This window comes from Lentzea sp. NPDC055074, assembly GCF_053608005.1.
This window is the reverse complement of record NZ_JBSGUQ010000010.1, coordinates 41,247-66,870: the sequence shown is the minus strand read 5'-3', so window position 1 is coordinate 66,870 and position 25,624 is coordinate 41,247. Positions and strand designations below refer to the sequence as shown.

Annotated in this window: 29 protein-coding genes; 3 read left to right on the top strand and 26 right to left on the bottom strand. The window is 69.0% G+C overall.

Annotation, left to right across the window (positions count from 1 at the left end; translation table 11 throughout):
- The 12 genes from ACWF7A_RS23135 to ACWF7A_RS23080 all read right to left on the bottom strand — a co-directional run bounded on the left by ACWF7A_RS23135 (position 1) and on the right by ACWF7A_RS23080 (position 7,385).
- Complete coding sequence (locus tag ACWF7A_RS23135; protein ID WP_452252547.1) at positions 1–372, bottom strand: YraN family protein; 372 nt, start codon at positions 370–372, stop codon at positions 1–3.
- Between the two features lie 197 nt (positions 373–569).
- Complete coding sequence (locus tag ACWF7A_RS23130) at positions 570–893, bottom strand: DUF2469 domain-containing protein (RefSeq protein ID WP_030479657.1); 324 nt, start codon at positions 891–893, stop codon at positions 570–572.
- Positions 893–1,684: a ribonuclease HII gene (locus ACWF7A_RS23125; RefSeq protein WP_452252546.1), complete on the bottom strand. Its 792-nt coding sequence runs from the start codon at positions 1,682–1,684 to the stop codon at positions 893–895. The genes ACWF7A_RS23130 and ACWF7A_RS23125 overlap by 1 nt, the downstream gene beginning before the upstream one ends.
- Positions 1,681–2,544: a signal peptidase I gene (gene lepB / locus ACWF7A_RS23120; RefSeq protein ID WP_452252545.1), complete on the bottom strand. Its 864-nt coding sequence runs from the start codon at positions 2,542–2,544 to the stop codon at positions 1,681–1,683. Before lepB (ACWF7A_RS23120) ends, ACWF7A_RS23125 begins: the two co-directional genes overlap by 4 nt.
- Before the next feature lie 4 nt (positions 2,545–2,548).
- Positions 2,549–3,289: a signal peptidase I gene (gene lepB / locus ACWF7A_RS23115; protein WP_452252544.1), complete on the bottom strand. Its 741-nt coding sequence runs from the start codon at positions 3,287–3,289 to the stop codon at positions 2,549–2,551.
- 3 nt (positions 3,290–3,292) lie between these two features.
- Positions 3,293–3,652, bottom strand: a complete 360-nt coding sequence (gene rplS, locus ACWF7A_RS23110) for a 50S ribosomal protein L19 (RefSeq protein WP_452252543.1) — start codon at positions 3,650–3,652, stop codon at positions 3,293–3,295.
- A gap of 151 nt (positions 3,653–3,803) precedes the next feature.
- Positions 3,804–4,550, bottom strand: coding sequence for a tRNA (guanosine(37)-N1)-methyltransferase TrmD (gene trmD / locus ACWF7A_RS23105; RefSeq protein ID WP_452252542.1), 747 nt, complete (start codon positions 4,548–4,550; stop codon positions 3,804–3,806).
- Positions 4,540–5,055, bottom strand: coding sequence for a ribosome maturation factor RimM (gene rimM / locus ACWF7A_RS23100; RefSeq protein ID WP_452252541.1), 516 nt, complete (start codon positions 5,053–5,055; stop codon positions 4,540–4,542). The genes trmD and rimM overlap by 11 nt, the downstream gene beginning before the upstream one ends.
- 19 nt (positions 5,056–5,074) lie before the next feature.
- Positions 5,075–5,314 (bottom strand): RNA-binding protein, encoded by a 240-nt coding sequence (locus ACWF7A_RS23095; RefSeq protein ID WP_030468017.1) that lies wholly within the window; start codon positions 5,312–5,314, stop codon positions 5,075–5,077.
- The gene (gene rpsP / locus ACWF7A_RS23090; protein WP_452252540.1) at positions 5,311–5,754 is read right to left on the bottom strand and encodes a 30S ribosomal protein S16; all 444 of its coding nucleotides are present in this window, start codon (positions 5,752–5,754) and stop codon (positions 5,311–5,313) included. The genes ACWF7A_RS23095 and rpsP overlap by 4 nt, the downstream gene beginning before the upstream one ends.
- A gap of 123 nt (positions 5,755–5,877) precedes the next feature.
- Positions 5,878–6,609: a LamB/YcsF family protein gene (locus tag ACWF7A_RS23085; protein WP_452252539.1), complete on the bottom strand. Its 732-nt coding sequence runs from the start codon at positions 6,607–6,609 to the stop codon at positions 5,878–5,880.
- Positions 6,609–7,385: a CPBP family glutamic-type intramembrane protease gene (locus tag ACWF7A_RS23080; RefSeq protein ID WP_452252538.1), complete on the bottom strand. Its 777-nt coding sequence runs from the start codon at positions 7,383–7,385 to the stop codon at positions 6,609–6,611. Before ACWF7A_RS23080 ends, ACWF7A_RS23085 begins: the two co-directional genes overlap by 1 nt.
- A 252-nt stretch (positions 7,386–7,637) precedes the next feature.
- Here ACWF7A_RS23080 and ACWF7A_RS23075 point away from each other — a divergent pair, with 252 nt between their 5' ends.
- The gene (locus ACWF7A_RS23075) at positions 7,638–7,976 is read left to right on the top strand and encodes an HIT family protein (RefSeq protein ID WP_452252537.1); all 339 of its coding nucleotides are present in this window, start codon (positions 7,638–7,640) and stop codon (positions 7,974–7,976) included.
- Here ACWF7A_RS23075 and ACWF7A_RS23070 read toward each other — a convergent pair whose 3' ends face one another.
- Positions 7,977–8,852 (bottom strand): RNA polymerase sigma-70 factor, encoded by an 876-nt coding sequence (locus ACWF7A_RS23070; RefSeq protein WP_452252536.1) that lies wholly within the window; start codon positions 8,850–8,852, stop codon positions 7,977–7,979.
- Positions 8,853–8,967: 115 nt separating this feature from the next.
- On the opposite strand from ACWF7A_RS23070, the gene ACWF7A_RS23065 reads away from it, so the two are divergent.
- Positions 8,968–9,447 carry a carboxymuconolactone decarboxylase family protein gene (locus tag ACWF7A_RS23065; protein ID WP_452252535.1) on the top strand — a complete coding sequence of 160 codons (480 nt, stop codon included), beginning with the start codon at positions 8,968–8,970 and terminating at the stop codon, positions 9,445–9,447.
- Here the strand turns inward: ACWF7A_RS23065 and ACWF7A_RS23060 are convergent.
- The 8 genes from ACWF7A_RS23060 to ACWF7A_RS23025 form a co-directional block, all read right to left on the bottom strand.
- Positions 9,444–10,499 carry an amidohydrolase family protein gene (locus ACWF7A_RS23060; RefSeq protein ID WP_452252534.1) on the bottom strand — a complete coding sequence of 352 codons (1,056 nt, stop codon included), beginning with the start codon at positions 10,497–10,499 and terminating at the stop codon, positions 9,444–9,446. The two genes, ACWF7A_RS23065 and ACWF7A_RS23060, sit on opposite strands and share 4 nt — an antisense overlap.
- 2 nt (positions 10,500–10,501) lie before the next feature.
- The gene (gene ffh / locus ACWF7A_RS23055) at positions 10,502–12,064 is read right to left on the bottom strand and encodes a signal recognition particle protein (protein WP_452252533.1); all 1,563 of its coding nucleotides are present in this window, start codon (positions 12,062–12,064) and stop codon (positions 10,502–10,504) included.
- 26 nt (positions 12,065–12,090) lie between these two features.
- A complete protein-coding gene (locus ACWF7A_RS23050) occupies positions 12,091–12,705 on the bottom strand; it encodes an HAD family hydrolase (RefSeq protein WP_452252532.1) in 615 nt (204 codons plus the stop codon).
- The gene (locus ACWF7A_RS23045; RefSeq protein WP_452252531.1) at positions 12,702–13,262 is read right to left on the bottom strand and encodes an AAA family ATPase; all 561 of its coding nucleotides are present in this window, start codon (positions 13,260–13,262) and stop codon (positions 12,702–12,704) included. Before ACWF7A_RS23045 ends, ACWF7A_RS23050 begins: the two co-directional genes overlap by 4 nt.
- Positions 13,263–13,330: 68 nt before the next feature.
- Positions 13,331–14,341 carry a hypothetical protein gene (locus ACWF7A_RS23040; protein WP_452252530.1) on the bottom strand — a complete coding sequence of 337 codons (1,011 nt, stop codon included), beginning with the start codon at positions 14,339–14,341 and terminating at the stop codon, positions 13,331–13,333.
- A 277-nt stretch (positions 14,342–14,618) separates the two neighbouring features.
- Entirely contained in the window at positions 14,619–16,943 is a 2,325-nt protein-coding gene (locus tag ACWF7A_RS23035) for a [protein-PII] uridylyltransferase (protein WP_452252529.1), read from the bottom strand.
- Positions 16,944–16,961: 18 nt separating this feature from the next.
- Positions 16,962–17,300, bottom strand: a complete 339-nt coding sequence (locus ACWF7A_RS23030) for a P-II family nitrogen regulator (protein ID WP_359845425.1) — start codon at positions 17,298–17,300, stop codon at positions 16,962–16,964.
- The gene (locus ACWF7A_RS23025; protein ID WP_452252528.1) at positions 17,297–18,640 is read right to left on the bottom strand and encodes an ammonium transporter; all 1,344 of its coding nucleotides are present in this window, start codon (positions 18,638–18,640) and stop codon (positions 17,297–17,299) included. Before ACWF7A_RS23025 ends, ACWF7A_RS23030 begins: the two co-directional genes overlap by 4 nt.
- A gap of 175 nt (positions 18,641–18,815) precedes the next feature.
- On the opposite strand from ACWF7A_RS23025, the gene ACWF7A_RS23020 reads away from it, so the two are divergent.
- Entirely contained in the window at positions 18,816–19,535 is a 720-nt protein-coding gene (locus tag ACWF7A_RS23020; RefSeq protein ID WP_452252527.1) for a hypothetical protein, read from the top strand.
- Positions 19,536–19,563: 28 nt separating this feature from the next.
- Here the strand turns inward: ACWF7A_RS23020 and ACWF7A_RS23015 are convergent, their stop codons facing one another.
- The 5 genes from ACWF7A_RS23015 to allB form a co-directional block, all read right to left on the bottom strand.
- Positions 19,564–20,106 carry an FtsX-like permease family protein gene (locus ACWF7A_RS23015; protein ID WP_452252526.1) on the bottom strand — a complete coding sequence of 181 codons (543 nt, stop codon included), beginning with the start codon at positions 20,104–20,106 and terminating at the stop codon, positions 19,564–19,566.
- A 55-nt stretch (positions 20,107–20,161) separates the two neighbouring features.
- Positions 20,162–21,697: an alpha/beta hydrolase gene (locus tag ACWF7A_RS23010; RefSeq protein ID WP_452252525.1), complete on the bottom strand. Its 1,536-nt coding sequence runs from the start codon at positions 21,695–21,697 to the stop codon at positions 20,162–20,164.
- Between the two features lie 71 nt (positions 21,698–21,768).
- On the bottom strand, positions 21,769–23,292 hold the full coding sequence (locus ACWF7A_RS23005; RefSeq protein WP_452252524.1) for an alpha/beta hydrolase: 1,524 nt from the start codon (positions 23,290–23,292) through the stop codon (positions 21,769–21,771).
- Between the two features lie 48 nt (positions 23,293–23,340).
- A complete protein-coding gene (alc, locus tag ACWF7A_RS23000; protein ID WP_452252523.1) occupies positions 23,341–24,333 on the bottom strand; it encodes an allantoicase in 993 nt (330 codons plus the stop codon).
- Positions 24,330–25,619: an allantoinase AllB gene (allB, locus tag ACWF7A_RS22995; protein WP_452252522.1), complete on the bottom strand. Its 1,290-nt coding sequence runs from the start codon at positions 25,617–25,619 to the stop codon at positions 24,330–24,332. The genes alc and allB overlap by 4 nt, the downstream gene beginning before the upstream one ends.
- Between the last annotated feature and the right edge of the window lie 5 nt (positions 25,620–25,624).

Sequence of the window (25,624 nt, the reverse complement as noted above, 5' to 3'; positions counted from 1 at the left end):
TCAGGCTCCCCGCAGGTGCTCTAGGCGTGCTTCGCCCGAGGCGGGCCAGGTGACCGAGATCAGGTCGACGCGGACGTTGCACCAGCCGACGTGGTGCGACGCCAGCCAGCGCAGGGCCGTGCGACGCAGGCGCGAGAGCTTGCGCTGGTCCACGGCCTCGTCCGGACGGCCCCAGGCCGGGCCGGATCTGGTCTTGACCTCGACGACGACCAGGCGGTCGCCCTCCACGGCCACGACGTCGAGCTCACCGTCGCGGCACGTCCAGTTCCGCGACAGGACGACCAGGCCCTGCCCCTCCAGGTACCTGCACGCCAGGTCCTCGCCCCGACGGCCCTTCTCCTGCTGCCTGGTCTCGACCAGTGCCTGTGCCACCACTGCCCTCGCCTCCCTGCGGGTCGTTGGACACGACCTTGCAGGGCGGGGCGAGGGGGATGGCCGGGCCGTGGGGAATCTGTGGACAACTCGGCGGCTGTGGACAACTCGGCCGTTGTAGATCTTGAAACGGCGAAAACGTCGGTGGGGTGTGCTAGGAGCGTGGCCCGAAACACCTGTTCCGGGTCACCCCTCCATCAGCTGGGGAACGGCCCGCTTTCCGGCAGGCGCAGGTCCGGCTTGTCCAGCTCCTCTACGTTCACGTCCTTGAACGTGATGACACGAACGTTCTTCACGAACCTCGCGGGGCGGTACATGTCCCACACCCACGCGTCCGACATGCGCACCTCGAAGTACACCTCGCCGTCGGCGTTGCGCACCTGCACGTCCACCGAGTTGGCCAGGTAGAAACGCCGTTCGGTCTCCACGACGAACGAGAACTGGCTGACTATGTCGCGGTACTCCTTGTACAGCGACAGTTCCATCTCGGTCTCGTACTTCTCGAGATCCTCTGCACTCATTACGCCTCCGCGCGGGTCATCTGCTCCGCGCCCTCCCTCGTCGCGAGCTCCCCGGCATCAGCCGGGGCTGCCTCATTCTGGACCACGGCCGCCGCGGTCGTGGCGCGCGCCACCCTGTGTGGCGCGGCGAGACCGTGCTTGGCGGCCGCTGCTGCCACATTTACATACGACCAGCGATGCTCTGCACACGGGCCGTGCTCCATCAACGCGGCCGTGTGGTCGGGCGTGCAGTACCCCTTGTGCACGTTGAACCCGTACTCGGGATGACGATCATGCAGATCCGCCATGATCCGGTCCCGCGTGACCTTGGCCAGCACCGATGCCGCCGCGACGCACGCCGCGGCCTGGTCCCCCTTGAGCACCGCCACGTTCGGCGCGGGCATCCCCGGCACCTTGAAACCGTCCGTGAGCACGTAACCGGGGTGCGTCGCCATCTGCGCCACCGCCCGCCTCATGCCCTCGATGTTCATGACGTGGATGCCCAGCCAGTCGATGTCGGCGGGCGAAACGACCACGATCGAGTGATCCAGCGCACGCTTGAGCACCAGGTCGTACATCCGATCACGAGCCGCCGCCGTCATCAGCTTCGAGTCGTTCAGCCCTTCGAACCGCGAAGCATCACCCGGTCGAAGGACACACGCGGCGATCACCAACGGCCCGGCGCACGGTCCGCGCCCGGCCTCGTCGACGCCGGCGACAGGACCGAGGCCCCGGCGCTCCAGCGTGCTCTGCAACGCCCAGTTCCCGGCCGAGCCCCGCACCACCGCGCGGGGCGGCATCAGCATGGTCATCGGCGGAATCGGTCTCGCACTCGACGCCCGAGCAGCAGAAGCGGCCACGCCGCGACGATACCCAGGCCCAGCGGGACGTTCTGCTGCCATCCCGGTGCACCCATCGACACGGTCTGCGGATCGTGGTCCGACACCCCGCCCCACCTCGACGGAGGCAGCACGATCACGCGCGCCTTGCCGATCACGTCGCTCACCGGCACGAGCCCGTTGAGCCCGCCCTGCCCCTGGCAGCGCGAGTCACACGAGTGGTTGCGGTTGTCGCCGAGCACGAACAGCATCCCGTCCGGGATCTTGAGCTCCTCGAACGACTCCTGCTCGGCCGGCGTGCCCTCGTCGAAGTGCTTGTACGGCTCGTCGAGCGGTTTGCCGTCCACCGTCACGCGGTTCTGCTCGTCGCAGCACTTCACGGTCTGCCCGCCGACGGCGATCACGCGCTTGACGAAGTCCTCCTCGTTCGCCGACGGCAGCCCGATCAGCGACCCGAGCCACGACAGCCCCTGCGAGACCGGGTTGGCCGGCTCGTCGGAGACGAAGTCGTTCTGCCACGACGGCGGCCCGCGGAACACGATCACGTCGCCCGGCGCCGGATCGGTGAAGCGGAAGGTGACCTTGTCGACGAGCACCCGGTCGCCGTAGCAGTCGGTGCACCCGTGCAGCGTCGTCTCCATCGACTCCGACGGGATCATGTAGACGCGGCCGAGGAAGATCTGGATGCCTATCGCGAGGCCGAACGCGACCAGGATGAGGACAGGCAGTTCCTTCCAGAAGTTGCCCTTTTTCTTCTTCTTCGCGGGCTTGTCCGAAGCGTCCGAACTGGGCTCGTCACCGGACGGGTTCTGCTCTGGAGCGTCGTCGACCACGAGATCAGCCTAGGGGCTGGGGGTTGTGATCCGACACAACACTCCACCGATCTTTCGGGAAAACGACGTACCGGGCTTTCCCGATGACGTTCTCGACCGGCACGGTGCCCGCTACGCCCCCGCCGCCCTGTTTGCGCGAGTCGGTGGAGTTCATCCGGTTGTCCCCCATCACGAACAACCGTCCATCCGGCACGCGGAACGGCGCGAACGGTTCGTGGTCCGCGGGCGAAGTCCCGGCCTGCCAATGCACATACGGCTCGTCGAGCGGTTTGCCGTCCACAACGACACGGTGCTGCTCGTCGCAACACATCACCGTCTGGCCCGGCAACGCGATCACGCGCTTCACGAAGTCGCGCTCGTTCGCGGGCGCGATGCCCAGCAGCGAACCGATGTTCTGCACGAACCCCGCGACCGGGTTGGTCGACCGCGGGTTGCGGAAGTCGGTGGAGGTCCACGCCTCGGGGCCGCGGAAGACGACCACCTCGCCCGGCTCGATGTCGCCGAAGCGGTAGGTGATCTTGTCGACCAGCACCCGGTCGTTCTCGCAACCGGTGCAGCCGTGCAGCGTGCTCTCCATCGACGCCGAGGGGATCACGTAGACCCGCGCCACGAACGCCTGGATCAGCACCGTCAGCACGACGGCCGTCACGACGACGTAGAGAACATCTCTCCAAACAGGGGTACGCCCCCGCTCCGGTTCATCCGGTGCGGAGGCGTCCTCTGAGTCTTCTGGGCTCGAAGCCACCGGTCAGGAGACCGGACGGGCCTCGCGCTTCTCCTTGATCTTGGCGGCCTTGCCGCGCAGGTCGCGCAGGTAGTACAGCTTGGCGCGACGGACGTCACCGCGGATGGCGACCTCGATCTCGGCGATGTTCGGGGAGTGCACCGGGAAGGTGCGCTCGACGCCGACGCCGAACGAGACCTTGCGGACGGTGAAGGTCTCGCGGATGCCGCCACCCTGGCGACGGATCACGACGCCCTGGAACACCTGGACGCGCTCGCGCGAGCCCTCGATGACGCGGACGTGGACCTTCAGCGTGTCACCGGCGCGGAACGCCGGGATGTCGGTGCGCAGCGACTGGGCGTCGAGTGCGTCCAGGATGTTCATCGGTGTTCCTCACGTGTCTTGAACTCCCCAGAGCATGCTCCATGGCTGTGCACGACATGATGGGGGTCGGCTTGTGTGCGCACGCCGGAATCGCACCGGCTGCGGCAACTGTTCCAGTGTGCCAGACCAGGCACTCCGGAATGAAATCGGGCTACTCCCCGCCCTCGCGCAGGCGCGTGAGCAGGGCTCGGTCGTGCTTGTCGAACGCGTCCGCCGGCAGGGATTCCAGCAGGTCGGGACGCCTTGCGAAGGTGCGGGCGAGTGACTGGTCACGCCGCCAGCGGTCGATCAGCCGGTGGTTGCCGGAACGCAGGACGTCCGGCACCTCCAGGTCGCGCCACACGAGCGGCCGCGTGTAGCTCGGCCCTTCGAGCAGCCCGTCCTGGAACGAGTCCTCGGCGTGCGACTTCGGGTTCCCGAGCACGCCGGGCAGCAACCGCGCGACCGCTTCCACGATCGCGAGCACCGCCACCTCGCCACCGACCAGCACGTAGTCCCCGATGGACACCTCGTCGACGCGCACGCGCCGTCGGGCGTCATCGACCACACGCTGGTCAATGCCTTCGTAGCGACCGCACGCGAACACGAGGTGGGACTCCTCCGCGTACTCGTGCGCGACCGCCTGCGTGAACGGACGTCCGGCCGGCGTCGGCACGATGAGACGCGTCTCGTCCGTGCAGACGTCATCGAGGGCGGGGCCCCAGATGTCGGCCTTCATGACCATGCCGGGCCCACCGCCGTACGGGCTGTCGTCGACGGCCTTGTGCACGTCCTGGGTCCAGTCACGCAGATCGTGCACGCCGACGCTGATCAGGCCCTTGTCGATCGCCTTGCCGAGCAACGCCGCGCGCAGCGGCGCGAGGTACTCGGGGAAGATCGTGACGACGTCAATCTGCATCGAGCAGGCCCTCTGGCGGGTCGATCACGACACGGCCGCCGCGAACGTCCACAGTGGGCACGATCTCGCGCACGAACGGGATCAGCGCCTCGCCCTTGTCACGGATGACGACGAGCAGCTCACCGCCCGGCCCGTGCAGGACCTCCTTGACCGTGCCGATCTTCGTGCCGTCGACGAGTTCGGCCGCGAGCCCTTCGAGCTGGTGGTCGTAGAACTCGTCCGGGTCGTCGATCTCCGGCAGGTCGTCGGTGCTGCCCAGCAGCAACGTGCCGCGCAACGCCTCCGCGACGTCCCGCGTGAGAACTTCCTCGAAACGCACGAGCAGCCGCCCGGCATGAGGCCGGGCGGCTGACACGGTGAGGCTTCGGGACGTGCCGTCACGCAGTTTGGCTTGCATCGTCTTCCCGACCACGAATCGCAGTTCGGGAGAGTCCGTGCGCACGTCAACGGCTAGTTCGCCGGTGATCCCGTGCGCCTTGGCCACACGGCCGACAACGACGTCCATTTGCCCTTGAAGTTCGTTCTCAGCGGTCGGTGTCGACGACGTCGACCCGGACACCGCGACCGCCGATACCGGCCATCACGGTGCGCAGAGCCGTCGCGGTGCGACCGCCACGACCGATCACCTTGCCGAGGTCGTCCGGGTGGACGTGGACCTCGAGGGTGCGGCCGCGGCGGGTCGTGACGAGGTTCACCCGGACGTCGTCCGGGTGGTCGACGATGCCGCGAACGAGGTGTTCGAGGGCGTCAGCCAACAAACTCACGCCTCGTCCTTGGGCGCCTCGGCGTCAGCCTTGGGCGCGTCGTCGGCCTTCTTCGCCTTCTTGGCCTTCGGCGTGGTGGCGTCGGTCATCGGCTCCGAGTTCGCGGCGGCGAGCGCGGCGGCGAACAGCTCGGCCTTCGGAGTCTTCGGCTCCTTGACCTTCAGCGTGCCCTCGGCGCCCGGCAGGCCCTTGAACTTCTGCCAGTCACCGGTGATCTCCAGCAGGCGCTGGACGGACTCGGTCGGCTGCGCGCCGACACCCAGCCAGTACTGCGCGCGCTCGGAGTCGACCGCGATGAACGACGGCTCTTCCTTGGGGTGGTACTTGCCGATCGTCTCGATGGCCTTGCCGTCGCGACGGGTGCGCGCGTCGGCGACCACGATGCGGTAGTACGGCTGGCGGATCTTGCCGAGACGCTGAAGCTTGATCTTGACGGCCATTGGCCTGGTACTCCTCGAACTCTGTGTTGGTGACTCGCACAGTCATGGCCCGGGCAGAGGGGCCGACCACGACGGACAGCGGGCAATTGTGCCAGATGGGGGCCGGTGGATCCGAATCGGGTCCTAGGCGAACGGCGTCACGGTGCCGAGCGCTTCTCTCACCGCACGGGCGTGCGCGACCGCTCCCGGCGTGTCGCCGTGCACGCACAACGACTCCGCGGCGGTCTTGATGACCGTGCCGTCGACAGCGACGAGCTCGCCGTCCAGCAGCCGCGTCGCCCGTTCGACGATCTGCGCGGTGTCGGTGAGCAGGGCGTCCGGCCGGCTGCGCGGCACCAGCGTGCCCTCCGGCGTGTAGCCGCGGTCGGCGAACGCCTCCTGGACGGGCCTCAGGCCGGCTCGCTCCGCCTTGGCGAGCAGCTGGGAGCCGGGCAGGCCCAGGATCGGCAGGTCCTTGAACGCCTTGGTGCCGTTCACGACGGCTTCGGCCTGCTTCTCGTGATGCACCGTCGCGTTGTAGAGCGCGCCGTGCGGCTTCACGTAGACGACCTCGGTGCCTGCTGCTCGTGCGCACGCATCGAGCGCGCCGATCTGATAGAGCACCTCGTCGGCGAGTTCGACCGGGTCGGCGTCGATGAACCGGCGCCCGAACCCGGCGAGGTCGCGGTAGCTCACCTGGGCGCCGATCTTCACGCCGTTCTTCGCCGCCTCCTCGCAGACCCTGCGCATCGTGGACGGATCGCCCGCGTGGAAGCCACACGCGACGTTCGCACTGGTGATGACGGTGAGCAGGGCGGTGTCGTCGCCGAGCTTCCAGATGCCGAAGCCCTCGCCGAGGTCGCTGTTCAGGTCCATCAGATGACACCGGCCGACAGGAGCAGGAGGGACAGGCCGGGGAGGAAGTTGTTCAGCACGTGCGCCACCATGCTCGCCCCGAGGCTGCGGGTGATCAACCGGGCCACGCCGATGGGGATCGCGATCACCAGGAGCAGCCACGTGCGCTGAGGTTCGAGGTGGCTGACCGCGAAGATCACCGTGGTCAGCACGAACGCCGCCCACCGGCTCCAGCCCTGCCGCTCGACCGCGCCCCAGAGCAGCCCGCGGAAGATGATCTCCTCGCAGATCGGGCCGATGAAGCTCATGTAGACGAACATCGTGATGGCCGCGGACAACGGGAGGTTCGCCTGGCTGAAGAGCTCGCCGACGGCACTGGTGGCGTTCTCCTTGCCGACGATCTTCGCCCAGACCGTGGCGGCGGCGTAGGTGAAGACCAGGCCGATGACGCCGATCTTGAGGCCGAAGACGACGTCGGCCTTGGTGAGACTGAGTCTCAGGTCGACGACGGGACCGTTGCCGCGCACGTACGTGATCACGACGGCGAGCGCCGCCGCGAGCATGATCGGCACCAGCGAGCCGACCAGCACGAGCGTGGTCGACGTCTCCAGGGTCGCGCCGAAGCTCGCGCCCACGGCCGTGATGAACACGGCGCTGAGGATGAACACGGCCTCCACCAGGAGGAACGCGCCGAAGCCCCAGCGCTGGCCGACCCGCTCCGGTTCCGGGTTGCGGCTGATGTCCCGCACGCTCTCGAGGAAACCGCGTTTCGGCTTCAGGGCATCCGGCTCACTCACGCTCTGCAATTTAGTCACGCCGCGGCCACCAGCGGTGCAGCAGCAGGCAATGGCACTCTCATAGATCAGCCCACCTCGCGATCGACGCCGCCGGCCCCAGAATCCGAGGCTACTGTGCGGCATTGACGGAAACCGGGCCAAGCACCTGGCCAAAAGATGGTCAGATCGGGTCCCCGCCGAATGTCCCAACTCCTGATGGTTGGATCGGCGTACAAACGCTGCTACTAAACCCCTCGCCACTAACGTCGTGGCATGGGGCCGGACTGGTACTGCGACGACGTCATACCGGGCAACGTGCAGGTGGAGGTGCTCGCGCGCACCGCGAACACGCTCGCGTTCCGCCCGCCGGTCCCCGGCTTCGGCGCCGACCACGTCATCGTGATCCCCACCCGGCACGTGTCCTCGTTGCTGGAACTGGACGACGAACTGGCCGTCGAGCTGCTGGCCGCGGTGAAGCGGGTGGCGGCGCTGGTGATCGAGCTGCACGGCGGCTGCCAGGTCCTCACGACCCTGGGCGACGAGCAGCACAACAAGCACCTGCACTGGCACGTCGCGGCCGGCGCGGGAGTCGCGCGGTTCGTCGCCCGCTGATCAACGGCGCAGCGTCGTCTCCTCCGTCATGTGCGACAGCTTGGCCGGGTTGCGCACCGCGTACAGGCCGCTGATCCGCCCGTCCTCCACCCGCACCGCGATCACGGTGTCGAGCTCGCCGCCGAAGCGCACGACGAGCGCCGGGTAGCCGTTGACCTGCGCCGGTTCCATCGACCAGCCGGTCACCTTCAGCAGGCCGCCGAGCAGCAGCCGCGCGACCTTCGAGGAGCCCACGACGGGACGCGGGACGGCCTGCTTCACACCACCGCCGTCGCCGAGGAACACGACGTCCGGAGCGAGCAGGTCGAGCAAGGCCTGGAGGTCGCCGGTCTCGGTGGCGCGCCGGAACGCGGCCAGTGCCTCGCGGGACGCCGCCTGGGTGACCACCTCGCGCGGGCGGCGGGCCGCCACGTGGGAACGGGCTCGGTGGGCGATCTGGCGGACCGCCGCCGGGTTCTTGTCCAGAGCCGTCGCGATCTCGTCGTAGTCCACGTCGAAGACCTCGCGCAGGACGAAGACCGCGCGTTCGGTCGGGGTGAGGGTTTCGAGGACCAGCATCATCGCCATCGAGACGCTGTCGGCCAGCTCGACGTCCTCGGCGACGTCCGGGGTGGTCAGCAGGGGTTCCGGGAGCCACGAGCCGACGTAGGACTCCTTGCGGCGGCCCAGGGTGCGCAGGCGGCCGAGGGCCTGGCGGGTGACGATGCGGACCAGGTAGGCGCGGTGGTTCTCGACGGTGGAGTGCTCGACGCCGACCCAGCGCAGCCACGTCTCCTGCAGCACGTCCTCGGCGTCGGCGGCGGAGCCGAGCATCTCGTAGGCGATCGTGAAGAGCAGGTTGCGGTGGCTGACGAACGTGTCGGTCGCGGCGTCCATGGACACAAGACACCACCCGATCGGGCTTTGTGACAGTGGGCTGGATCACAGTCACACGAGGAGGGGCTCCGGCATCTCGTGGTCGTCAAGCAAGTCCACGAGGGAGGACAAGACCATGGAACCGCGTTTCAACCTCTTCGGCACCGAGACCGGCAGCAAGATCGCGAAGCGGTTCGCGGGACTCGGGCAGGCCGTGCACCAGACGTCGTTGCCCGCCACCACGGCCGAGCTGGTGAGCCTGCGTGCGAGCCAGCTGAACGGCTGCGGCTTCTGCCTCGACATGCACGTCAAGGAGGCCATCGCGGCGGGTGAGGACCCGTTGCGGCTGCACCTGGTGGCCGGCTGGCGCGAGACCACGGTGTTCACCGAGGCCGAGCAGGCCGCGCTGGCGTTCACCGAGGAGGGCACGGTGCTCACGCGGGACGGCGTGAGCGACGAGACCTGGGGCAACGTGCGGAAGCACTTCGACGACGAGCAGGTCGCGGCGCTGGTCTGCCTGCTCGGGCTGATCAACGCCGCCAACCGGATGGCCGTCATCACGCGGCAGAAGGGCGGTTCGTACCAGGTGGGCGCGCTCGCCCAGGCCATCGACTAGTGGATGCGGCCCCGGAGCATGACCATGCGCGGCGACCGGAGGACCTCCAGGTTCTCCCGCGGGTCCTCGTCGTAGACGACGATGTCCGCGGCCGCGCCCTCGGTCAGCGACGGGAAGCCGAGCCACTCGCGGGCACCCCACGACGCGGCGCCGATGGCGTCCACAGCGCTCATCCCCACGCCGTGCAGCGCGACGATCTCGTCGACGATGCGGCCGTGTGCGATGCCACCGCCCGCGTCGGTGCCCGCGTAGACCGGGACGCCCGCCTCGATCGCGGACGCGACCGTGGCGGAGACGCCGGCGTGCAGGTCACGCATGTGGTTCGCGTACTTCGGGTACTTGCCGGCCTTCTCGGCGATGCCGGGGAACGTCTCGATGTTGATCAGGGTGGGCACGAGCGCGGTGCCGCGTGAGGCCATCAGCGAGATCGTGTCGTCCGTCAGCCCGGTGCCGTGCTCGATGCAGTCGATGCCCGCGTTGACCAGACCAGGCAGCGCGTCCTCGCCGAACACGTGGGCGGTCACCTTGGCTCCGGCGTCGTGGGCGACCTTGATGGCCTGCGCCAGCTCGTCGTCCGTCCACAGTGGAGCGAGGTCGCCCGCGTCGCGGTCGATCCAGTCTCCGACGAGCTTGACCCAGCCGTCGCCGTACGCGGCCTGCTCGGCCACGGCGCTCACCAGGTCGGTCTCGACCTCCACGCTGATGTACGGGATGTAGCGCTTCGGCCGGGCGATGTGCTTGCCCGCGCGGATGATCCGCGGCAGGTCGAGGCGCTCCTGCAACGGCCGCGTGTCGATCGGCGAACCGCAGTCGCGGATCAGCAACGTGCCCGCGTCGCGGTCGGTGATCGCCTGCTCGACGGCCTCGGGCAGCTCGACGCCGCCCTTCGGGCCCAGGCCGACGTGGCAGTGCGCGTCGACCAGGCCCGGGACGAGGAACCCGCCGTCGACCACGGTCTGCGCGCCCGGCACCGGCTTGGTGCGGACACGGCCGTTGACGACCCACAGGTCTCGCGGTTCGCCGTCCGGCAGGACGACGCCGCGCAGGTGCATGGTCACTTCTTCTTGTCGTCCCCGTCGAACTTGAACTTCGACGGGTCGAAGCCGGGCGGGAGCTCGTTCATGCCGCCGCCGAGCGCGGAGAGGTCGGGCATCCCACCGGGAGGCATGCCGGGCATGCCACCGGGCATTCCGCCGGGGAACATCCCGGGCGGGAAGCCGCCCTTCATCTTGGGAGGCGTCGGGCCGCGTCCGCCCTTGCCCTTCTTCCCCTTCTTGCCCTTGCGCGTCTTGCTGCCGCCACCGCCGCCGAAGCCCATCCGGCCGGCCATCGACGCCATCATCTTGCGGGCCTCGAAGAAGCGGTTGACCAGGTCGTTGACGTCGCTGACCTTGACGCCCGAGCCGTTCGCGATGCGCAGGCGGCGGGACCCGTTGATCATCTTGGGGTCGTCGCGCTCGGCCGGGGTCATGCCGCGGATGATCGCCTGGATGCGGTCGAGGTGCTTCTCGTCCAGCATGCCGAGCTGGTCCTTCATCTGACCGGCGCCGGGCAGCATGCCGAGCAGGTTCGCGATGGGCCCCATCTTGCGGATGGCGAGCATCTGCTCGAGGAAGTCCTCCAGCGTCAGCTGGCCGGTGTGCAGCTTCGCGGCGGCCTTCTCGGCCTGCTCCTGGTCGAAGTGCTGCTCGGCCTGCTCGATCAGGGTGAGGACGTCACCCATGCCGAGGATGCGCGACGCCATCCGGTCCGGGTGGAAGACGTCGAAGTCCTCGAGCTTCTCACCGTTGGACGCGAAGAGGATCGGCTGGCCGGTGACCTCGCGGACCGACAGCGCGGCACCACCGCGGGCGTCGCCGTCGAGCTTCGTGAGCACGACACCGGTGAAGCCGACGCCGTCGCGGAAGGCCGTCGCGGTGTTGATCGCGTCCTGACCGACCATGGCGTCGACGACGAACAGGACCTCGTCCGGGTCGACCGCGGCCCGGATGTCGATGGCCTGCTTCATCATCTCCTCGTCGACACCGAGCCGGCCGGCCGTGTCGACGAGGACGATGTCGTGCTGCTTGGCCTTGGCCTCGGCGATGCCGAGACGCGAGACCTCGACGGGGTTGCCCACGCCGTTGCCGGGCTCGGGAGCGAAGACGGGCACGCCCGCGCGCTCACCGACGACCTGGAGCTGCGTGACGGCGTTCGGGCGCTGGAGGTCGGCCGCGACGAGCAGCGGCGTGTGGCCCTGGCCCTTCAGCCACTTGGCCAGCTTGCCCGCGAGCGTCGTCTTACCGGCACCCTGCAGACCCGCCAGCATGATCACCGACGGAGGGTTCTTGGCGAGGTTCAGCCGCCGCGTCTCGCCACCGAGGACGTTGACGAGCTCCTCGTTGACGATCTTCACGACCTGCTGCGCCGGGTTCAGCGCCTGGTGGACCTCGGAGCCCTTGGCGCGCTCCTTCACCTTGGCGATGAAGTTGCGCACAACGGGCAGCGCGACGTCGGCCTCGAGCAGGGCGACCCTGATCTCGCGGGCGGTCGCGTCGATGTCGGCGTCGCTGAGCCGGCCCTTGCCGCGAAGGCCCTGGAGAACCGTGGTCAGCCGGTCGGAAAGCGTGGAGAACACGCCTTCCAGACTAGCTAACGGAACGTTCACCCGATCCCGTGGCTCGCCAGGGCCTCCAGGAGCACCGGCTCACGGCGTCCGACCGGAGCAGTGGAGATCTGCGCGAAGCGCAACCCGGCGGCGACCGCGGCACCGTCCGCGACCGGGTCGTCGCCCACGTACAGGCACTCGGACGGCTCCACGTCGAGACGGACGCAGGCCGCGTCGAAGGCCCTCGCGGACGGCTTCGAGACGCCGAGCTCGAACGACAGCGCGAAGGCGTCCACGGTCAGCGACTCACGGGCGAACACCCGCCTGATGTCCCACGAGACGTTGCTCAGCACCCCGACCTTCAACGGGCGTACGGCCTGCAGTGCGGCGGCCGTGTCGGCGTACGGCAGCCAGAACGCCGGGTTGTGCAGGCGCTGGAACAACTCGTCGTTGAACGGAAGCCCCGCCAGGCGGAACAGGATCCAGTGCGCGGAACGGTTCGCCAGCGCGGTGAGGTCGCGGGCGTCCCACACCGCACGCTCCGCGGCGTTCATCCGCGCCACATATGGCGCCGGTGCGCGCAGCACGGAGAGATGCCGCGGCGCGAGCCACTCGTAGGTCGGACGCCCGAACAGGGTGCCCGCGAAGTCGAAGAGGACAGCCTTGATCACGACACCATGATGCGCAGACCACCCGAGGTCCCCGCACGGGTGAGGAGCGTCACGCCGGCGAAGCCGAACGGCACCCAACCCGCCTCGAACTGGGAACGCATCGAGTCGCCGCGGCGAACGTGTCGCTCGAAAGCGTGAGTGCGGACGACGCGCTTGCGGGCGATCTGGCCGTCGAGGGCCTGGGCCGCCGAGGCGTCCAGCCACAGGAACTGGCGGGAGCGCCCCGACAGCAGACCGGCGAGCACCAGCATGAAGCGCGTGCCGGGCCTGGTGGACGGCTCGTGCACCACCAGCAGGCCAGTGCAGAACAGCGCTGCCCAGAACACGCGCAGACGGTGCGTGAGGTGCACGAACACGCGCCAGTACTTGTACGGCAGGGGCACTCGCGGCTCGAGCCACGTGCGCACCTGGTCGGAGTCGAGGACGGTGACCGGTTCGTCCGCGTCCAGACGGGTGAGCAGCGTCGTCTTGCCCGCGCCGGGGATCCCGGCGAGGACGACGAGCGAGCGCGGCTTCACTCGGACGGTGGCGATCTGCGTGTTCAACACGGCGGTCATGTCCTAGAAGACGTCTTGACCATCCTTCTCGTTCAGTTTGGTCCGATTTCAGATGAAATGCACGGGGTTCAGCGCCACACGACCGCGCGGAACGTGCCGCCGGAGAAGGTCGCGACGCCGATGACCTGGCCGACCTCGCTCAGACCGGTCACCGAGTGACGTGCGGCACCCGAGAGCGAGGGCAGGACGGTCTGCGTGCCGCCCATGTCCCACGTCGCGGCCGAGGTGCCGACGGTGCCGGCGACGACCCAGGAGTTGTTCACCTCGGAGGCGCTCGACGGCGCCGGTGCCAGCGTTTCCACCCCACCGCCGAAGTAGTCCCATCGGGTCGCCTGCGACGACAGGTCCCCGACTGCGGCGCCGTTGTCGTTGATGTCGGACGGCCGTGCGGTCGCTCCCAGCTGGGTCGTGCCGCTGCGCAGCCACAACGCGCCGCCGACGGCCGTGGTGCCGACCGCGTCGCCGAGCTGGTTGGCCCCGGTGAACGTGCCCGCGCCGAGCACGGTCCTCACGCCCGAGGAGCTCCACCGGACGACGTCGTCGCCGCTCTTGCCGATGGTCGTGTCACCGTTGGCCACGTGGTGCGCGGTGCCCGCGCCCAGGATCGTCGCCTCGCCCCAGGACGCCCACCGCACCGCCTGGCTGACGCCGTTGATCGTGGCGGTGCCGACGACGGTGCCCGAGTCGTTGACGTCGTACGCGACCGAGCTCGTCGCACCCGCCACGGTGAGCTGCACGAGCGCTCCGGACGAGTTCCACTTCACGGCCTGGGTCGCGCCCGCGGAGGTCACGGCATAACCGACGACAACGTTGTCGCGGTTGATCGCCGCCGCCCACGAGTCGAACCCGAGGTCCGCGAGCTTGCTGATGCCGTCCCACCGGTCCCACCGGACGGCGTGCTGGGTGGTGCCCGTGCCGTAGGAGACGCCGGCGATGGTGCCGGAGTCGTTGATGTCGGCCGCGGCGCTCCGCAGATCACCCGGCAGCGTGCCGAGGTCCTCCACTGCGAGCGGGGCGGCGTGAGCGGTGCCGGGAACGAACAGGGCCGCGACGACCGCGGCCACCATGACGATTCTCAACGTTCTTCCTCCCCAGTCAGAACAACGAGAACTCGACCCTGCCCAGGCCCTCCGGAGCTTGTCCAGGAACCTGTCTCGTTGTCAGGCAAGGGAATCGGCGGTGGTGCGGGTGCCCGGTACCTCCCCCGGCGCCGTCACCTCGCACCACCGCCTCTGCCTGTCCGGGAAACCGTCCACCCCTCGAGGAGGCTTTCCGGACACCACGAACACTGCCGGTTCTCGGATCCGGGCAGGAGCGTGAGCACCCGGAGAGGTTGTGCGTAGAGCTACTCAACCTCTACCTGGCCGCGCCGAGCACCGCCCGTTCGATCCGGCGCCGGTCGAGGTCGGCGCCCGCGATGCTGAACGAGTCGACGACCGTCGCGCCCAACGTGGACACCCGCGCCCACTGCACGTCTGCGCCGCACTGCTCCAGCGCGCCCGCGACGCGGTGCAGCAGCCCGATCCGGTCGGCGGCGCGCAGTTCCAGCACCACCGCGCCGGTCGCCTCGTCGTCGAACCACAGCACGCGCGCGGGCGGCGGGTCGAGCGGCGGGCCGCCGTAGTCGCGTTCCTTCGCGGCGAGCTTGTCCGCCAGCGGCAACGACCCCTCGATCGCCCTGGAGAGCTGCTCGCGCAACAACGTCGCGTCCGGCAACGACCCGAACCGCGGCGACACCGTGAACGCGTCCACCGTCGCACCGCCGTGTGAGTGCAACGTCGCCGCGTGCACCTCCAGCGAGTTCAGCGCGAGCACCCCGGCGGCCTTGGACAGCAGGCCCGGACGGTCCGGAGCGATCACCGTCACGATCGCGGCGTGGTCCTGCTTCTCCAGCAGCACGTCCGGTTTCCCCGACGCCGCGACACGTTCCGCCAACGCCACGTGCACCGGGTCGAGCGGTTCCGGTTTGGGCAGCGCCTCCCCGGCCATCGCCGTGCGGCAGCAGGCGACCAGGTCGGCCATCAGCGCGGCCTTCCAGTCCGTCCACACGCCCGGCCCGGTCGCGATGGAGTCCGACTCCGCCAGCGCGTGCAGCAGTTCGAGCAGGACCGCGTCGCCGCCTAGCGTCTCGACGACCCGGTGCACCGTCGCCTCGTCCTCGACGTCGCGGCGGGTCGCGGTGTGCGGCAGCAGCAGGTGGTGGCGGACCATCGCGGACAACGTCTCGACGTCCTGCGGCCACAACCCGATCCGCTCACCGATCTGGGTCGCCAGCGCGGCTCCCACCTCGGAGTGGTCCTGCTGGCGTCCCTTGCCGATGTCGTGGATCAACGCGCCGAGCAGCAACAGGTCGGGCCGCGCCACGGTGGTCGCGAGCCGGGCCGCGTGCGCGACCGTCTGCACGAGATGCCGGTCCACGGTCCACATGTGCGCGGCGTCGCGCGGCGGCAGGTCCCGCACCGCGCCCCACTCGGGGAACAGCCGGCCCCACAGACCCGTGCGGTCCAGCGCTTCCACGACGTCCACGAGCCCGCTGCCGCTGCCCAGCAACGCCAGCAGCTCCTCGCGGGCCTCCCGCGGCCACGGCTGGCGCAGCTCCGGTGCGGAGTCGGCGAGCCGGGTCAGCGTCCCGTTCGCGATCGGGTGCTTGCTGCGTGCAGCCGCCGTCGCGACACGCAACAACAACGCCGGATCACGGCTGGGTATCGCGTCACGAGCGAGCGACACCTCAGACCCGTGCAGCACAACGCCTTCGTCCAACGGCCTGCGCGGCGGCTGCCCTCGGAGGAACGCGCCGAGTCCGCGTTTGGGCGCGGCGGCACGGGCGGCGCGCATGGCCACGTCGAACGCGTAGACGACCGTGCGTGCGGCGGAAGAGAGCGAACGGGCCAAAGCGAAGCGGTCGGCCAGCCCCAGAGCGGAGGCCACCTCGTCACCGTCCTGCGCCCGCAGCACGTCACGAGGTTTCCGCGCCACACGGCGGAGTTCGGTGCGCACGTCGAGCAGCAACCGGCGTGCCTCGCCGACGTCGGCGGACGGCCGGTCCACCAGCTGCGCGAGCGACAGCGCGTCCAGGATCGTGAGGTCCCGCAGACCTCCCCGGCCGTGCTTGAGGTCGGGTTCGACGCGGTGCGCGATCTCACCGCTGCGGGCCCAGCGCTTCTGCGACGACTCGGCGATCTCGTCGAGCCGGTTGCGGACGTTGCCGCGCCACGCCTGCCGCGCGCCGTCCGCGAGCTTCTGCGTGATCTCGGGATCACCCGAGATGTGCCGGACGTCCAGCAGTCCCAGCGCTGTTCGCAGATCACCGGCGGCGACCCTCAGCGCCTCCCCGACCGTGCGGACGGAGTGGTCGAGGCCGATGCCGGAGTTCCACAGGGGGTACCAGAGCTTCTCAGCGATCTCATCGACGTTCTTGACGCCGCTGTGCACCAGGACCAGGTCGAGGTCTGAGTAGGGCACGAGCTCGCGCCGCCCCAGCCCGCCGACCGCCACGAGCGCGATACCCGATCCGGATACCCCCGCTCCCCCCGCGTGTTTGGTGAGCCAGAACTCGTGCAGGTCCACGAGTGCCTCGCGCAGCGGTTCGGCGGTCAAGCGACGACGACCTGGCACGAGCAGCCTTTCGCGTGCTCGCACCAGGTCGTCAGCCGTGACGACGGCCGTTTCGTTGTTCTCCACGGACCGTCTCCTTGAGTTTTAAAGCGCGTCCGATCCTCGTTCGCCCGTGCGCACACGAACGACTGTCTCGACCGGAGTGACCCAGACCTTCCCGTCGCCGATCTTGCCGGTGCGGGCGGCCTCGACGACCGCTTCCAGCACCTTGTCGACGGCGGCGTCGTCGATGACGACCTCGATCTTGATCTTGGGCACGAAGTCCACCGAGTACTCGGCGCCGCGGTAGACCTCGGTGTGGCCCTTCTGGCGGCCGTAGCCCTGCACTTCGCTGACGGTCATGCCCAGCACCCCGAGCTGTTCCAGGGAGCTCTTCACGTCGTCGAGCGTGAACGGCTTGATGATCGCGGTGACCAGCTTCATTTCTTGTTGCTCCCCTCGAGGAGCGCGGTCGCGCCCGCGGCCACGCTCGGCTTGCCGGTACCACGAGCACTGGTGAGGCTGCCGTACTCGTAGGCGCGCTCAGCGTGCTCGGACTCGTCGATGCTCGCGACCTCGGCCTCTTCCGTGGCGCGGAACCCGACGGTGAACTTCACCAGGTAACCGAGCGCGAGGCTCAGGACGAACGAGTAGCCGAGCACCGCGAACGCACCGACGGCCTGGCGCCACAGCTGGTCGAAGCCACCGCCGTAGAAGAGGCCGTTGACCTTGGCGGGCGCGGCGTCGCTGGCGAAGAAGCCGATCAGGATGGTGCCGGCGAGACCACCGACGAGGTGCACGCCGACGACGTCGAGCGAGTCGTCGAAACCGAAGCGGTACTTCAGCGACACGGCCAGCGCACAGAGGACACCGGTGATGGCGCCGATCGCGATGGCACCGATCGGGGTGACGGCGGAACAGGCGGGCGTGATGGCGACCAGACCGGCGATGACACCCGACGCGGCACCGAGTGTGGTGGCCTTGCCGTCGCGGATGCGCTCGATCAGCAGCCAGCCGAGCATCGCGGCACAGGTGGCGACGATGGTGTTGACGAACGTGACACCCGCGGTGCCGTTGGCGCCCAGGGCGGAACCGGCGTTGAACCCGAACCAGCCGAACCACAGCAGACCGGCGCCGAGCACGACCAGCGGCAGGCTGTGCGGCTTCATCGGCTCCTTCGGCCAGCCGACGCGCTTGCCGAGCACGATCGCGAGCGCGAGACCCGCCGCACCGGCGTTGATGTGCACCGCGGTGCCGCCGGCGAAGTCGATCGCGAGGAGCTTGTTGGCGATCCAGCCACCGGGGTCGATGACGTTGCCGGCCTCGTCCTTGCCGTCGAAGTCGAACACCCAGTGCGCGACCGGGAAGTAGACGATCGTGGCCCACAGGCCGGCGAACAGCAGCCACGGGCCGAAGCGGGCGCGGTCGGCGATGGCACCGGAGATCAGCGCGACCGTGATGATCGCGAACATCGCCTGGAACGCGACGAACACCGTGCTGGGGATCTTGCCGAACAACGAGTCGGCGGCCAGCAGCCCGTCAAGGCCGAAGAACTCGAACGGTTTGCCCAGCAGGCCTCCGCCGACGTCCGCGCCGAATGCCGTCGAGTACCCGAACAGCACCCACAGGACACCGACCACGGCCATCGCGCCCAGGCTCATCATCATCATGTTGAGCACGCTCTTCGAACGGACCATGCCTCCGTAGAAGAAGGCAAGGCCCGGCGTCATCAGCAGCACCAATGCGGCGCTGGTGAGCACCCAGGCGGTGTCCCCTGTATCCACTTCGACCTCCACTGCACGTCGGTTGCAGGGAGCATCGAGATGTCCTGTTTCACCGGGCCGCGTGGAACGTTTCGCGGAGGTGAACTGTGGGCCCGACGTTGTTACGTCCGCGTTTCACGGCGTTCAACGCCCCGATTCGGCCACCTCACAGGAGTGGCGTGGTTACCGTGGGCTGATGCGGACGTTCGCGATCGTGGTGGTGGCCCTCGCCAGTCTGGTGTTCGCGGCACTCAGCGTGATCGGTTACAAGCTCCTGCACGCCTTCCCCGAGCAGCGGGGCGTGGAAGCACCTTCCACGGCGCCACCGAAGCCTTCCCCGTACGACCTGAAGGTCTCCCGCGCGGAACAGAGCGGGTGGACCTTGCTCATGTCCTGGCGACCACGGGACGAGGGCGGTCCGGCGTCGTGCGCCGAGGCTCACCGCCGCTTCGCACTCCCGACGGTGACGGACGCCGGGCGCAGCACCGTGACGCTGAAGGTGGTCCCGGGGGCCGGCCAGGAGGTCGTCCTCACCGCCGTGCGCGTCCGGTTCGTGAGCACCGCGCCCGCCCAGCCCGCGCCGCACCACCTCGTCCACTGTCCGGGCACGGGCGACCACCGGCCCCTGCTCGTGCGTGCGGAGGGCCGCGAGGGAGAGGTCGTGGACACCGGAACGGCCTCGCAACGGGTGTCGCCGAACGGTCTCCGCCAGGACATCGCGGTCGAGGTGACCGGCACGCGGACGGCGACCTGGCAGGTCGAGGCGGACATGACCCTCGACGGCGTGCCGGTGACGCAGGTGGTCTCCAAGGGCGAGGACTCCGGACCACTGGTCACCGAGCCGTTGCCCGCCGACGTCGCCGGGCACGTCGTCTGGTGCGACCACGCCTTGCGCGACGGCTCCGCGTGCCGATGACCCGTGCCGAGCCCGTCCGCTCCCCCGCTCACCGGCCCATGATCGCCGTTCCCCCGCTCGACCGCCGCAGCACGACCACCGGTGTGGAGGCGATCAGCAGCGCCACAGCCAGGCCGGACGCGACCACGGCGGCGAACCCGGGGGTCGGCAGCGGTCCCTTCGTCGCGACCAGGGTGAGCACGCCCAGCACCACGCCGAGCCCGGTCATCGCCACCAGCGGCACCCCGGTCTCCAGCAGCACCACGCGGCGCAGCTGACCGAGCGTCGTACCGGTCGCCCGCAGCAACGCGAACGAGCGGCGCCGTTCGAGCACGCCCCCGACCGCTCCGGCCGCGAGCCCGCAGCCCGCCACCACCACGACGACCACGACGGCGAAGTGGACGGCGGACTCGACGTCGTCCCAGAGCCGTTGCTCGCGCAGCACGAACTCGCGACGGGTGTTGATGATCGCGCGCGGGGCGGCGACGGCCTCGCTCAGGTACGTCGCCGCGGAGGCCGCGAACACCAGCGCGCCCTGCAGCGCGCTTTGGGCTGTGAGGCAGAGCATCAACGCCGTGACACCAACGGTCACGGCGCAGCGCCATACCCCCGGCGCACACACCGGGGGTATAGCTGTCAACCTGCGGTTAGGCGACCGAAAAGGGGCCCACCGGGATCCGCGGCTTCGCGGACATGATCGACGCCTCGGCCGGCGGCTCGACGGCGGCACACGACGTGCCGTTGCGCGGGAGCTTCAGCGAGACGAGGTACTCGTTGTTGATCTTCAGCGTGCACTCGCTGCGGTCGTAGACGCCGTGGCCCCAGCCTTCGTAGGTGACGAAGACGGTGGTGTCACGGGACTGACGGTGCGCGTTGACGGCCCACTCGTACGCCGTCGCCGGGTCGTGCTTGGCGTTGGTGAGCAGGATCTTCGGCGCACCCTTGATCTTCAGCGTGCGCTGCGGGTTCGTGGCCTTCGGGAACCCGACGCAGCCCATCATGGCGCCGTGGCCGAGCGACGAACCACGCGTGTTCGGCGCGATCCGGTACTCCGACTTCGTCAGCGACTGGTACTCGCCCCACGAGCTCACGCGGAGGTTGTAGTCGTTGCAGAAGATGCCGGGGAACGGGTTCGGGAAGGTCTCCTCGGCCGCGAAGGCCGAGAACGCCGACTTCGGCGCCTGGGAGCCGTCGATGATCTGCTTGATCTGGTCGGCGAAGCCCTTCCAGGCAGGCCCGTAGGCCATGCTGACCACGCCACCGCCGAGGTCCTCCGGCGTCAGCTTGGCGTTCGGGTCCCAGGGTGCGGGCACCTCGCCGCGCTCCGCCTTGGCGAGCAGGTCCTTCCAGATCTTGCGGAGGTCCTGGCCGTGGAACGGCGACGTGGCGTCGCGGTCGTTCCACTTGACCCACTCGTTGAACGAGTCCTCGGCGGTGCGCGCCTCGGAGTCGAGGAACTGCTTCGTGCCGAGGCTGTGGTCCATGTTGGAGTCGATGATCATGGCGCGGATGTTCTTGCCGAAGCGCTCCGCGTAGTGCTGACCCATGATCGTGCCGTACGAGATGCCGTAGTAGTTGATCTTCTTCTCACCCAGCGCGCGCCGGATGGAGTCGATGTCCTGCGCCACCTCGGCGGTGGAGGCGTTGTCGAAGATCGCACCGGACTGCTTGCGGCAGTCCTCGCGCAGCGCCTTGTTGTAGACGACCAGCGCGTCGAACTCGGCCCTGGTCTTCGGGTAGACCGACGGCTGCTTCTGCAGCACGTCCGCGGAGCACTTGATCGGCGCACTGCGGGCGACACCACGCGGGTCGAACCCGATGACGTCGAACTTGTCGATGATCTCCTTGCTGAAGTACCCGTCGGCGCCGAACGAGAAGTTCACGCCCGACCCGCCCGGCCCTCCGGGGTTGATCACCATCGCGCCGATGCGCTGGGACGGGTCGGCCGCCTTCAGGCGCGACACGGCCAGCTTGAACTTCTCACCGTTGGGCTTGTTGTAGTCGATGGGCAGTTCGAGGAAGCCGCACTCGACCGTCGGCTTCTCCTCGCACGGCTTCCAGTCGACCGTGCCGACCTCGTACTCCCGCTGCCCTTCCGGAGCCGCGACCGCGACCTGACTCGCACCTAGAACCAATGCAGAACTCGCGAGCGCGGCACCGAAGACGCGCACCATCGGTTGCATGGATTTCCTCCCTAGATCCCCGATCTTGCGGGAGGAACGCTTCCACCGATCGTGTGACGCAGACAACCGTCCTAGGTAGGGATCCGAATCAGCCCGTAGTCGGACAACCACCGTCGGTCAGTCGTTTCGTCCCACATCAGAGCCGTCTCAAGTGGTGGCTCGACCGCGGCGCACCTCGTGCCGTCACGCGGCAGCTTCAGCGACAGCAGGTAGTCGTCGTTGATCTTCCTCGTGCACTCGCTGCGTTCGTAGACGACGTGGCCCCACCCCTCGTAGGTCACGAAGACCGTGGTGTCGCGGGACTGGCGGTGTGCGTTGACCGCCCACTCGTAGACCGTCGCCGGGTCGTACCTCGAGTTGGTCATGAGGATCTTCGGCGCGTTCCTGATGTTCAGCGACCGCTGCGGGTTCGAGGCCTTCGGGAGGCCGGCGCACGCCACGAGGAACGTGTGGCCGAGCACGTTGCCGCGGGTGTTGGGCGAGAGGCGGACGTCCATGGCGTTGACGGCCTGGTACTCACCCCACGAGCCGACGCGCAGGTTCCAGTCGTCGCAGAAGATGGCCACGGCCGGGAACTCGACCAGCTCGGCCTCGGCGAACGCCCTCGCCGGCATCGGGTTGCCCTGTTCCAGCGCGGCGACGTGGTCGGCGAACCACTTCCACTCCGGGAGGTAGCCCATGCCCTGAACGGTCGCGCCGAGCGCCTCGGCCGTCACGACGTCGCCCCGCGCGTCCTTCAGCTCACCGCGGTCGGCCCTCGCGAGCAGGCCCTTCCAGATCCCGCGGAGGTCCTTGCCGTAGAACGGCGAGGAGGGCGTGCGGTCGCTCCACCTCACCCACTCGTCGAAGACCCCGGCCACCCCGCGCGACAGGGTCTCGATGAACCTCCACGTGCCGAGGCTGTGGTCCACGGTGGAGTCCTGGACCATCGCGCGAATGTTCCTGCCGTACAGCTCCGCGTACTGCTGGCCCATGAACGTGCCGTACGAGACGCCGAAGTAGTTGATCTTCTTCTCGCCCAGCGCGCGACGGAGGGCGTCGATGTCGTGCGCGACGTCCGTCGTCGACACGTGGTCGAAGAGCGCGCCGGTGTTCTTGCGGCAGTCCGCGCGCAGTTCCCTGTTGTACGCGACCACGGCGTCGAACTCGGCCCTGCTCTTCGGGTAGAGCGACGGCTGCCGCGCCAGCACGTCCGCCGAGCACTTGATGGGCGCACTGCGGGCGACACCGCGCGGGTCGAACCCGATGACGTCGAACCGGTCGGTGATCTCCTTGCTGAAGATCCTCTCGGCGACGAAGGAGAACTCGACGCCCGACCCGCCCGGCCCACCGGGGTTGATCACCATCGCGCCGATCCGCCGGGACGGATCGGTCGCCTTGCGGCGTGACACCGCGAGCCGGAACTTCTCCCCACGCGGCTTCGCGTGGTCGACGGGTAACTCCAGGAAGCCGCACTCGATCGCCGGAGCCTCCGCACAGGGCGTCCAGGCGATCGAGCCGGCTCCGTACTCCGGTTGTCCGTCCGGGGCCGCGAGCGCGGGCTGCACCGCCCCCGCCACCACGGCCGTCGCAACGACGAGAACACGCAGCCGCATGGATCTCCTCCCAATGGAAACGATCTTGCAAGGGAGGAGACCGTGACATCACCTCGTCGCGTCGGTCCAGATCTTCTCAAGGTGTGATACGCCGTCGTCCGTGAGCGTGCCGAGGACGCGCAGGCGTGCCATGCCGCCGTCCGGGTAGATGTCCAGGCGCACGGCCGTCGCCTCCTTCGCCTCCACGACGAACCGGTGCCGCGTGTCGGGCTGCAGCCGGGTGCGCGGGAGCAGGTCGAACCACGCGTCCGGGTCCGCGCGCTCGTCGCAGCCGCGGACGGACGCCCAGCCCGGCGCGTTGCCCTTGAAGTGACTGGTGTCGAGCTCGACGAGCCGCACGACGCCGGGTGCGGCGAGCCGGAGCGACACCCAGTCGTTGCCGTCGTCACGGCGCCGCGCGGTCTCCCAGCCCTCCCCCATGACCGTGGCCTGACCAGGCGCGATGAGGTTGTTGGGCGAGCTGTAGAACATGTTGCTGCAGCCGGTGACGACAGCGCCGTTCTCCAGCGCGGCGAGGTCGACCCCGCCCACGAGCAGACGCGGGTCCGCGAGCGGTTCACCGTGCACGCGCAGACGGGCCACACCGCCGTCCGGGTCGATGGTCAGCCGTACGTGCGTGACGCGACGGCCTTCACTCACGTCGAAGAAGTGCTTCTCGTCGCCCTTCAACGCCGTGCGCTCGACGAGCGGGAACCACTCGGTGATCTCCTCGGCGGACGGGTAGCCGTCGACCTGGGCGCCCTCGACCCAGCAGAACGGCGGGTAGTTGCCCTTGAAGAACGCCGTGTCGACGACGATCCCGCGCACGACACCGGGCATGCCGAGCCGGACCACGGCCTGGTCGACGCCCTCCTCACGCCGCCGCCGCGTCTCCCAGCCGTCGTAGACCTGGCCTTTGTGACCGAAGGTGTAGGTCTGGTAGACCGGCTCGGCGGGCTTGATCAGGTTCTCCCGCTCGGCGAACAGCTCGTCGTTCGCCCACACCACACCACCGCCGGCCGCGCGCGAGGCGAGGTCGGGAAGCCGGGTCCACTCGGTCATGCTTCTCCTCTTCTGAGCAACTTTCCTTGCGTCGTACCGGTTTCCTTGCCCCGCAACCAGGTCTGCCTGACCACGCCGTGCAGCTCACGACCGTGGTACGGCGTCACGGGGTTGCGGTGGTGCAGCTTGTCCCTGTCCACCACGAAGGTCTCGTCGGGCGCGAAGACCACGAGGTCCGCGTCCTTGCCCGCCTCGATGGCGCCCTTGGTCTCCAGCCCGACCTGGCGCGCGGGATGGGTGGACATCCAGCGGACGACGTCGGTGAGCTGGAAGCCGCGTTCGCGCGCGCCCGTCCACACCGCGGGTAGTCCCAGTTGCAGCGACGCGATGCCGCCCCACGCCGTCGCGAAGTCGCCTTCCTTCAGCTCCACCGTGCTCGGTGAGTGGTCGCTGACGACCAGGTCGATCACGCCGTCGCGCAGGCCCTGCCACAGCGCCTCGCGGTTCTCCGCCTCCCGGATCGGCGGGCAGCACTTGAACTCCGTCTGCCCGTCGCGGATCTCCTCGGCGGTGAACGTGAGGTAGTGCGGGCAGGTCTCGGCGCTGATCGGCAGGCTCTCGCGCTTCGCGGCCTCCAGGATCGAGAGCGCGTCCGACGACGAGAGGTGCAGGATGTGCGTCCGTGCGCCGGTCTTGCGGGTCAACGCCACGACGTCGCTGATCGCCTTGTTCTCGGCTTCGCGCGGCCGTGAGGCCAGGAACCCCGGGTAGTCCGGTTCGGAGTCACGGACTGTGTGCGCGTCCTCGGCGTGCACGATCGTCAACGCGTCGAGCGTCGCCAACTGTCTGAGTGCCGCTTCCAGTTCGTCGGTGGTGACGGCGGGGAACTCGTCCACCCCCGAGTGCAGCAGGAAGCACTTGAAGCCGAAGACGCCGGCCTCGTGCAGCGGTTTCAGGTCGGCGAGGTTGCCGGGGACGATGCCGCCCCAGAACCCGACGTCGACCGAGACCGCCGCCGCGGCCTTGCGCTTGATCGCCAGCGCGGCGACCTCGACCGTGGGCGGGATGCTGTTGAGCGGCATGTCGATGATCGTCGTGACGCCCCCGGCGGCCGCGGCACGGGTCGCGGTCTCGAAGCCCTCCCACTCACTGCGACCTGGGTCGTTGACGTGCACGTGCGTGTCGACCAGGCCTGGCAGCAACACCTCGTCGTCCGCCAGCTGCACGACGTTCGGCGAGTCGATGCGCGGTTCGACGGCGACGATCCTGCCGTCGGTCACACCGACGTCACACGCGATCTCACCCTGCGGGGTCACGACCCTGCGGGCGCGGAAGACCAGGTCCATGTCCC

Coding starts and splice junctions, on each gene's coding strand:
- ACWF7A_RS23130 (WP_030479657.1), bottom strand. CDS start 893: ATGAGTGCAGAGGATCTCGAGAAGTACGAGACCGAGATGGAACTGTCG.
- ACWF7A_RS23125 (WP_452252546.1), bottom strand. CDS start 1,684: ATGACCATGCTGATGCCGCCCCGCGCGGTGGTGCGGGGCTCGGCCGGG.
- rplS (WP_452252543.1), bottom strand. CDS start 3,652: ATGAACATCCTGGACGCACTCGACGCCCAGTCGCTGCGCACCGACATC.
- trmD (WP_452252542.1), bottom strand. CDS start 4,550: ATGCAGATTGACGTCGTCACGATCTTCCCCGAGTACCTCGCGCCGCTG.
- rimM (WP_452252541.1), bottom strand. CDS start 5,055: ATGGACGTCGTTGTCGGCCGTGTGGCCAAGGCGCACGGGATCACCGGC.
- rpsP (WP_452252540.1), bottom strand. CDS start 5,754: ATGGCCGTCAAGATCAAGCTTCAGCGTCTCGGCAAGATCCGCCAGCCG.
- ACWF7A_RS23085 (WP_452252539.1), bottom strand. CDS start 6,609: ATGGACCTGAACAGCGACCTCGGCGAGGGCTTCGGCATCTGGAAGCTC.
- ACWF7A_RS23075 (WP_452252537.1), top strand. CDS start 7,638: ATGGGGCCGGACTGGTACTGCGACGACGTCATACCGGGCAACGTGCAG.
- ACWF7A_RS23070 (WP_452252536.1), bottom strand. CDS start 8,852: ATGGACGCCGCGACCGACACGTTCGTCAGCCACCGCAACCTGCTCTTC.
- ACWF7A_RS23065 (WP_452252535.1), top strand. CDS start 8,968: ATGGAACCGCGTTTCAACCTCTTCGGCACCGAGACCGGCAGCAAGATC.
- ACWF7A_RS23060 (WP_452252534.1), bottom strand. CDS start 10,499: ATGCACCTGCGCGGCGTCGTCCTGCCGGACGGCGAACCGCGAGACCTG.
- ACWF7A_RS23045 (WP_452252531.1), bottom strand. CDS start 13,262: ATGACCGCCGTGTTGAACACGCAGATCGCCACCGTCCGAGTGAAGCCG.
- ACWF7A_RS23030 (WP_359845425.1), bottom strand. CDS start 17,300: ATGAAGCTGGTCACCGCGATCATCAAGCCGTTCACGCTCGACGACGTG.
- ACWF7A_RS23020 (WP_452252527.1), top strand. CDS start 18,816: ATGCGGACGTTCGCGATCGTGGTGGTGGCCCTCGCCAGTCTGGTGTTC.
- ACWF7A_RS23010 (WP_452252525.1), bottom strand. CDS start 21,697: ATGCAACCGATGGTGCGCGTCTTCGGTGCCGCGCTCGCGAGTTCTGCA.
- ACWF7A_RS23005 (WP_452252524.1), bottom strand. CDS start 23,292: ATGCGGCTGCGTGTTCTCGTCGTTGCGACGGCCGTGGTGGCGGGGGCG.
- alc (WP_452252523.1), bottom strand. CDS start 24,333: ATGACCGAGTGGACCCGGCTTCCCGACCTCGCCTCGCGCGCGGCCGGC.
- allB (WP_452252522.1), bottom strand. CDS start 25,619: ATGGACCTGGTCTTCCGCGCCCGCAGGGTCGTGACCCCGCAGGGTGAG.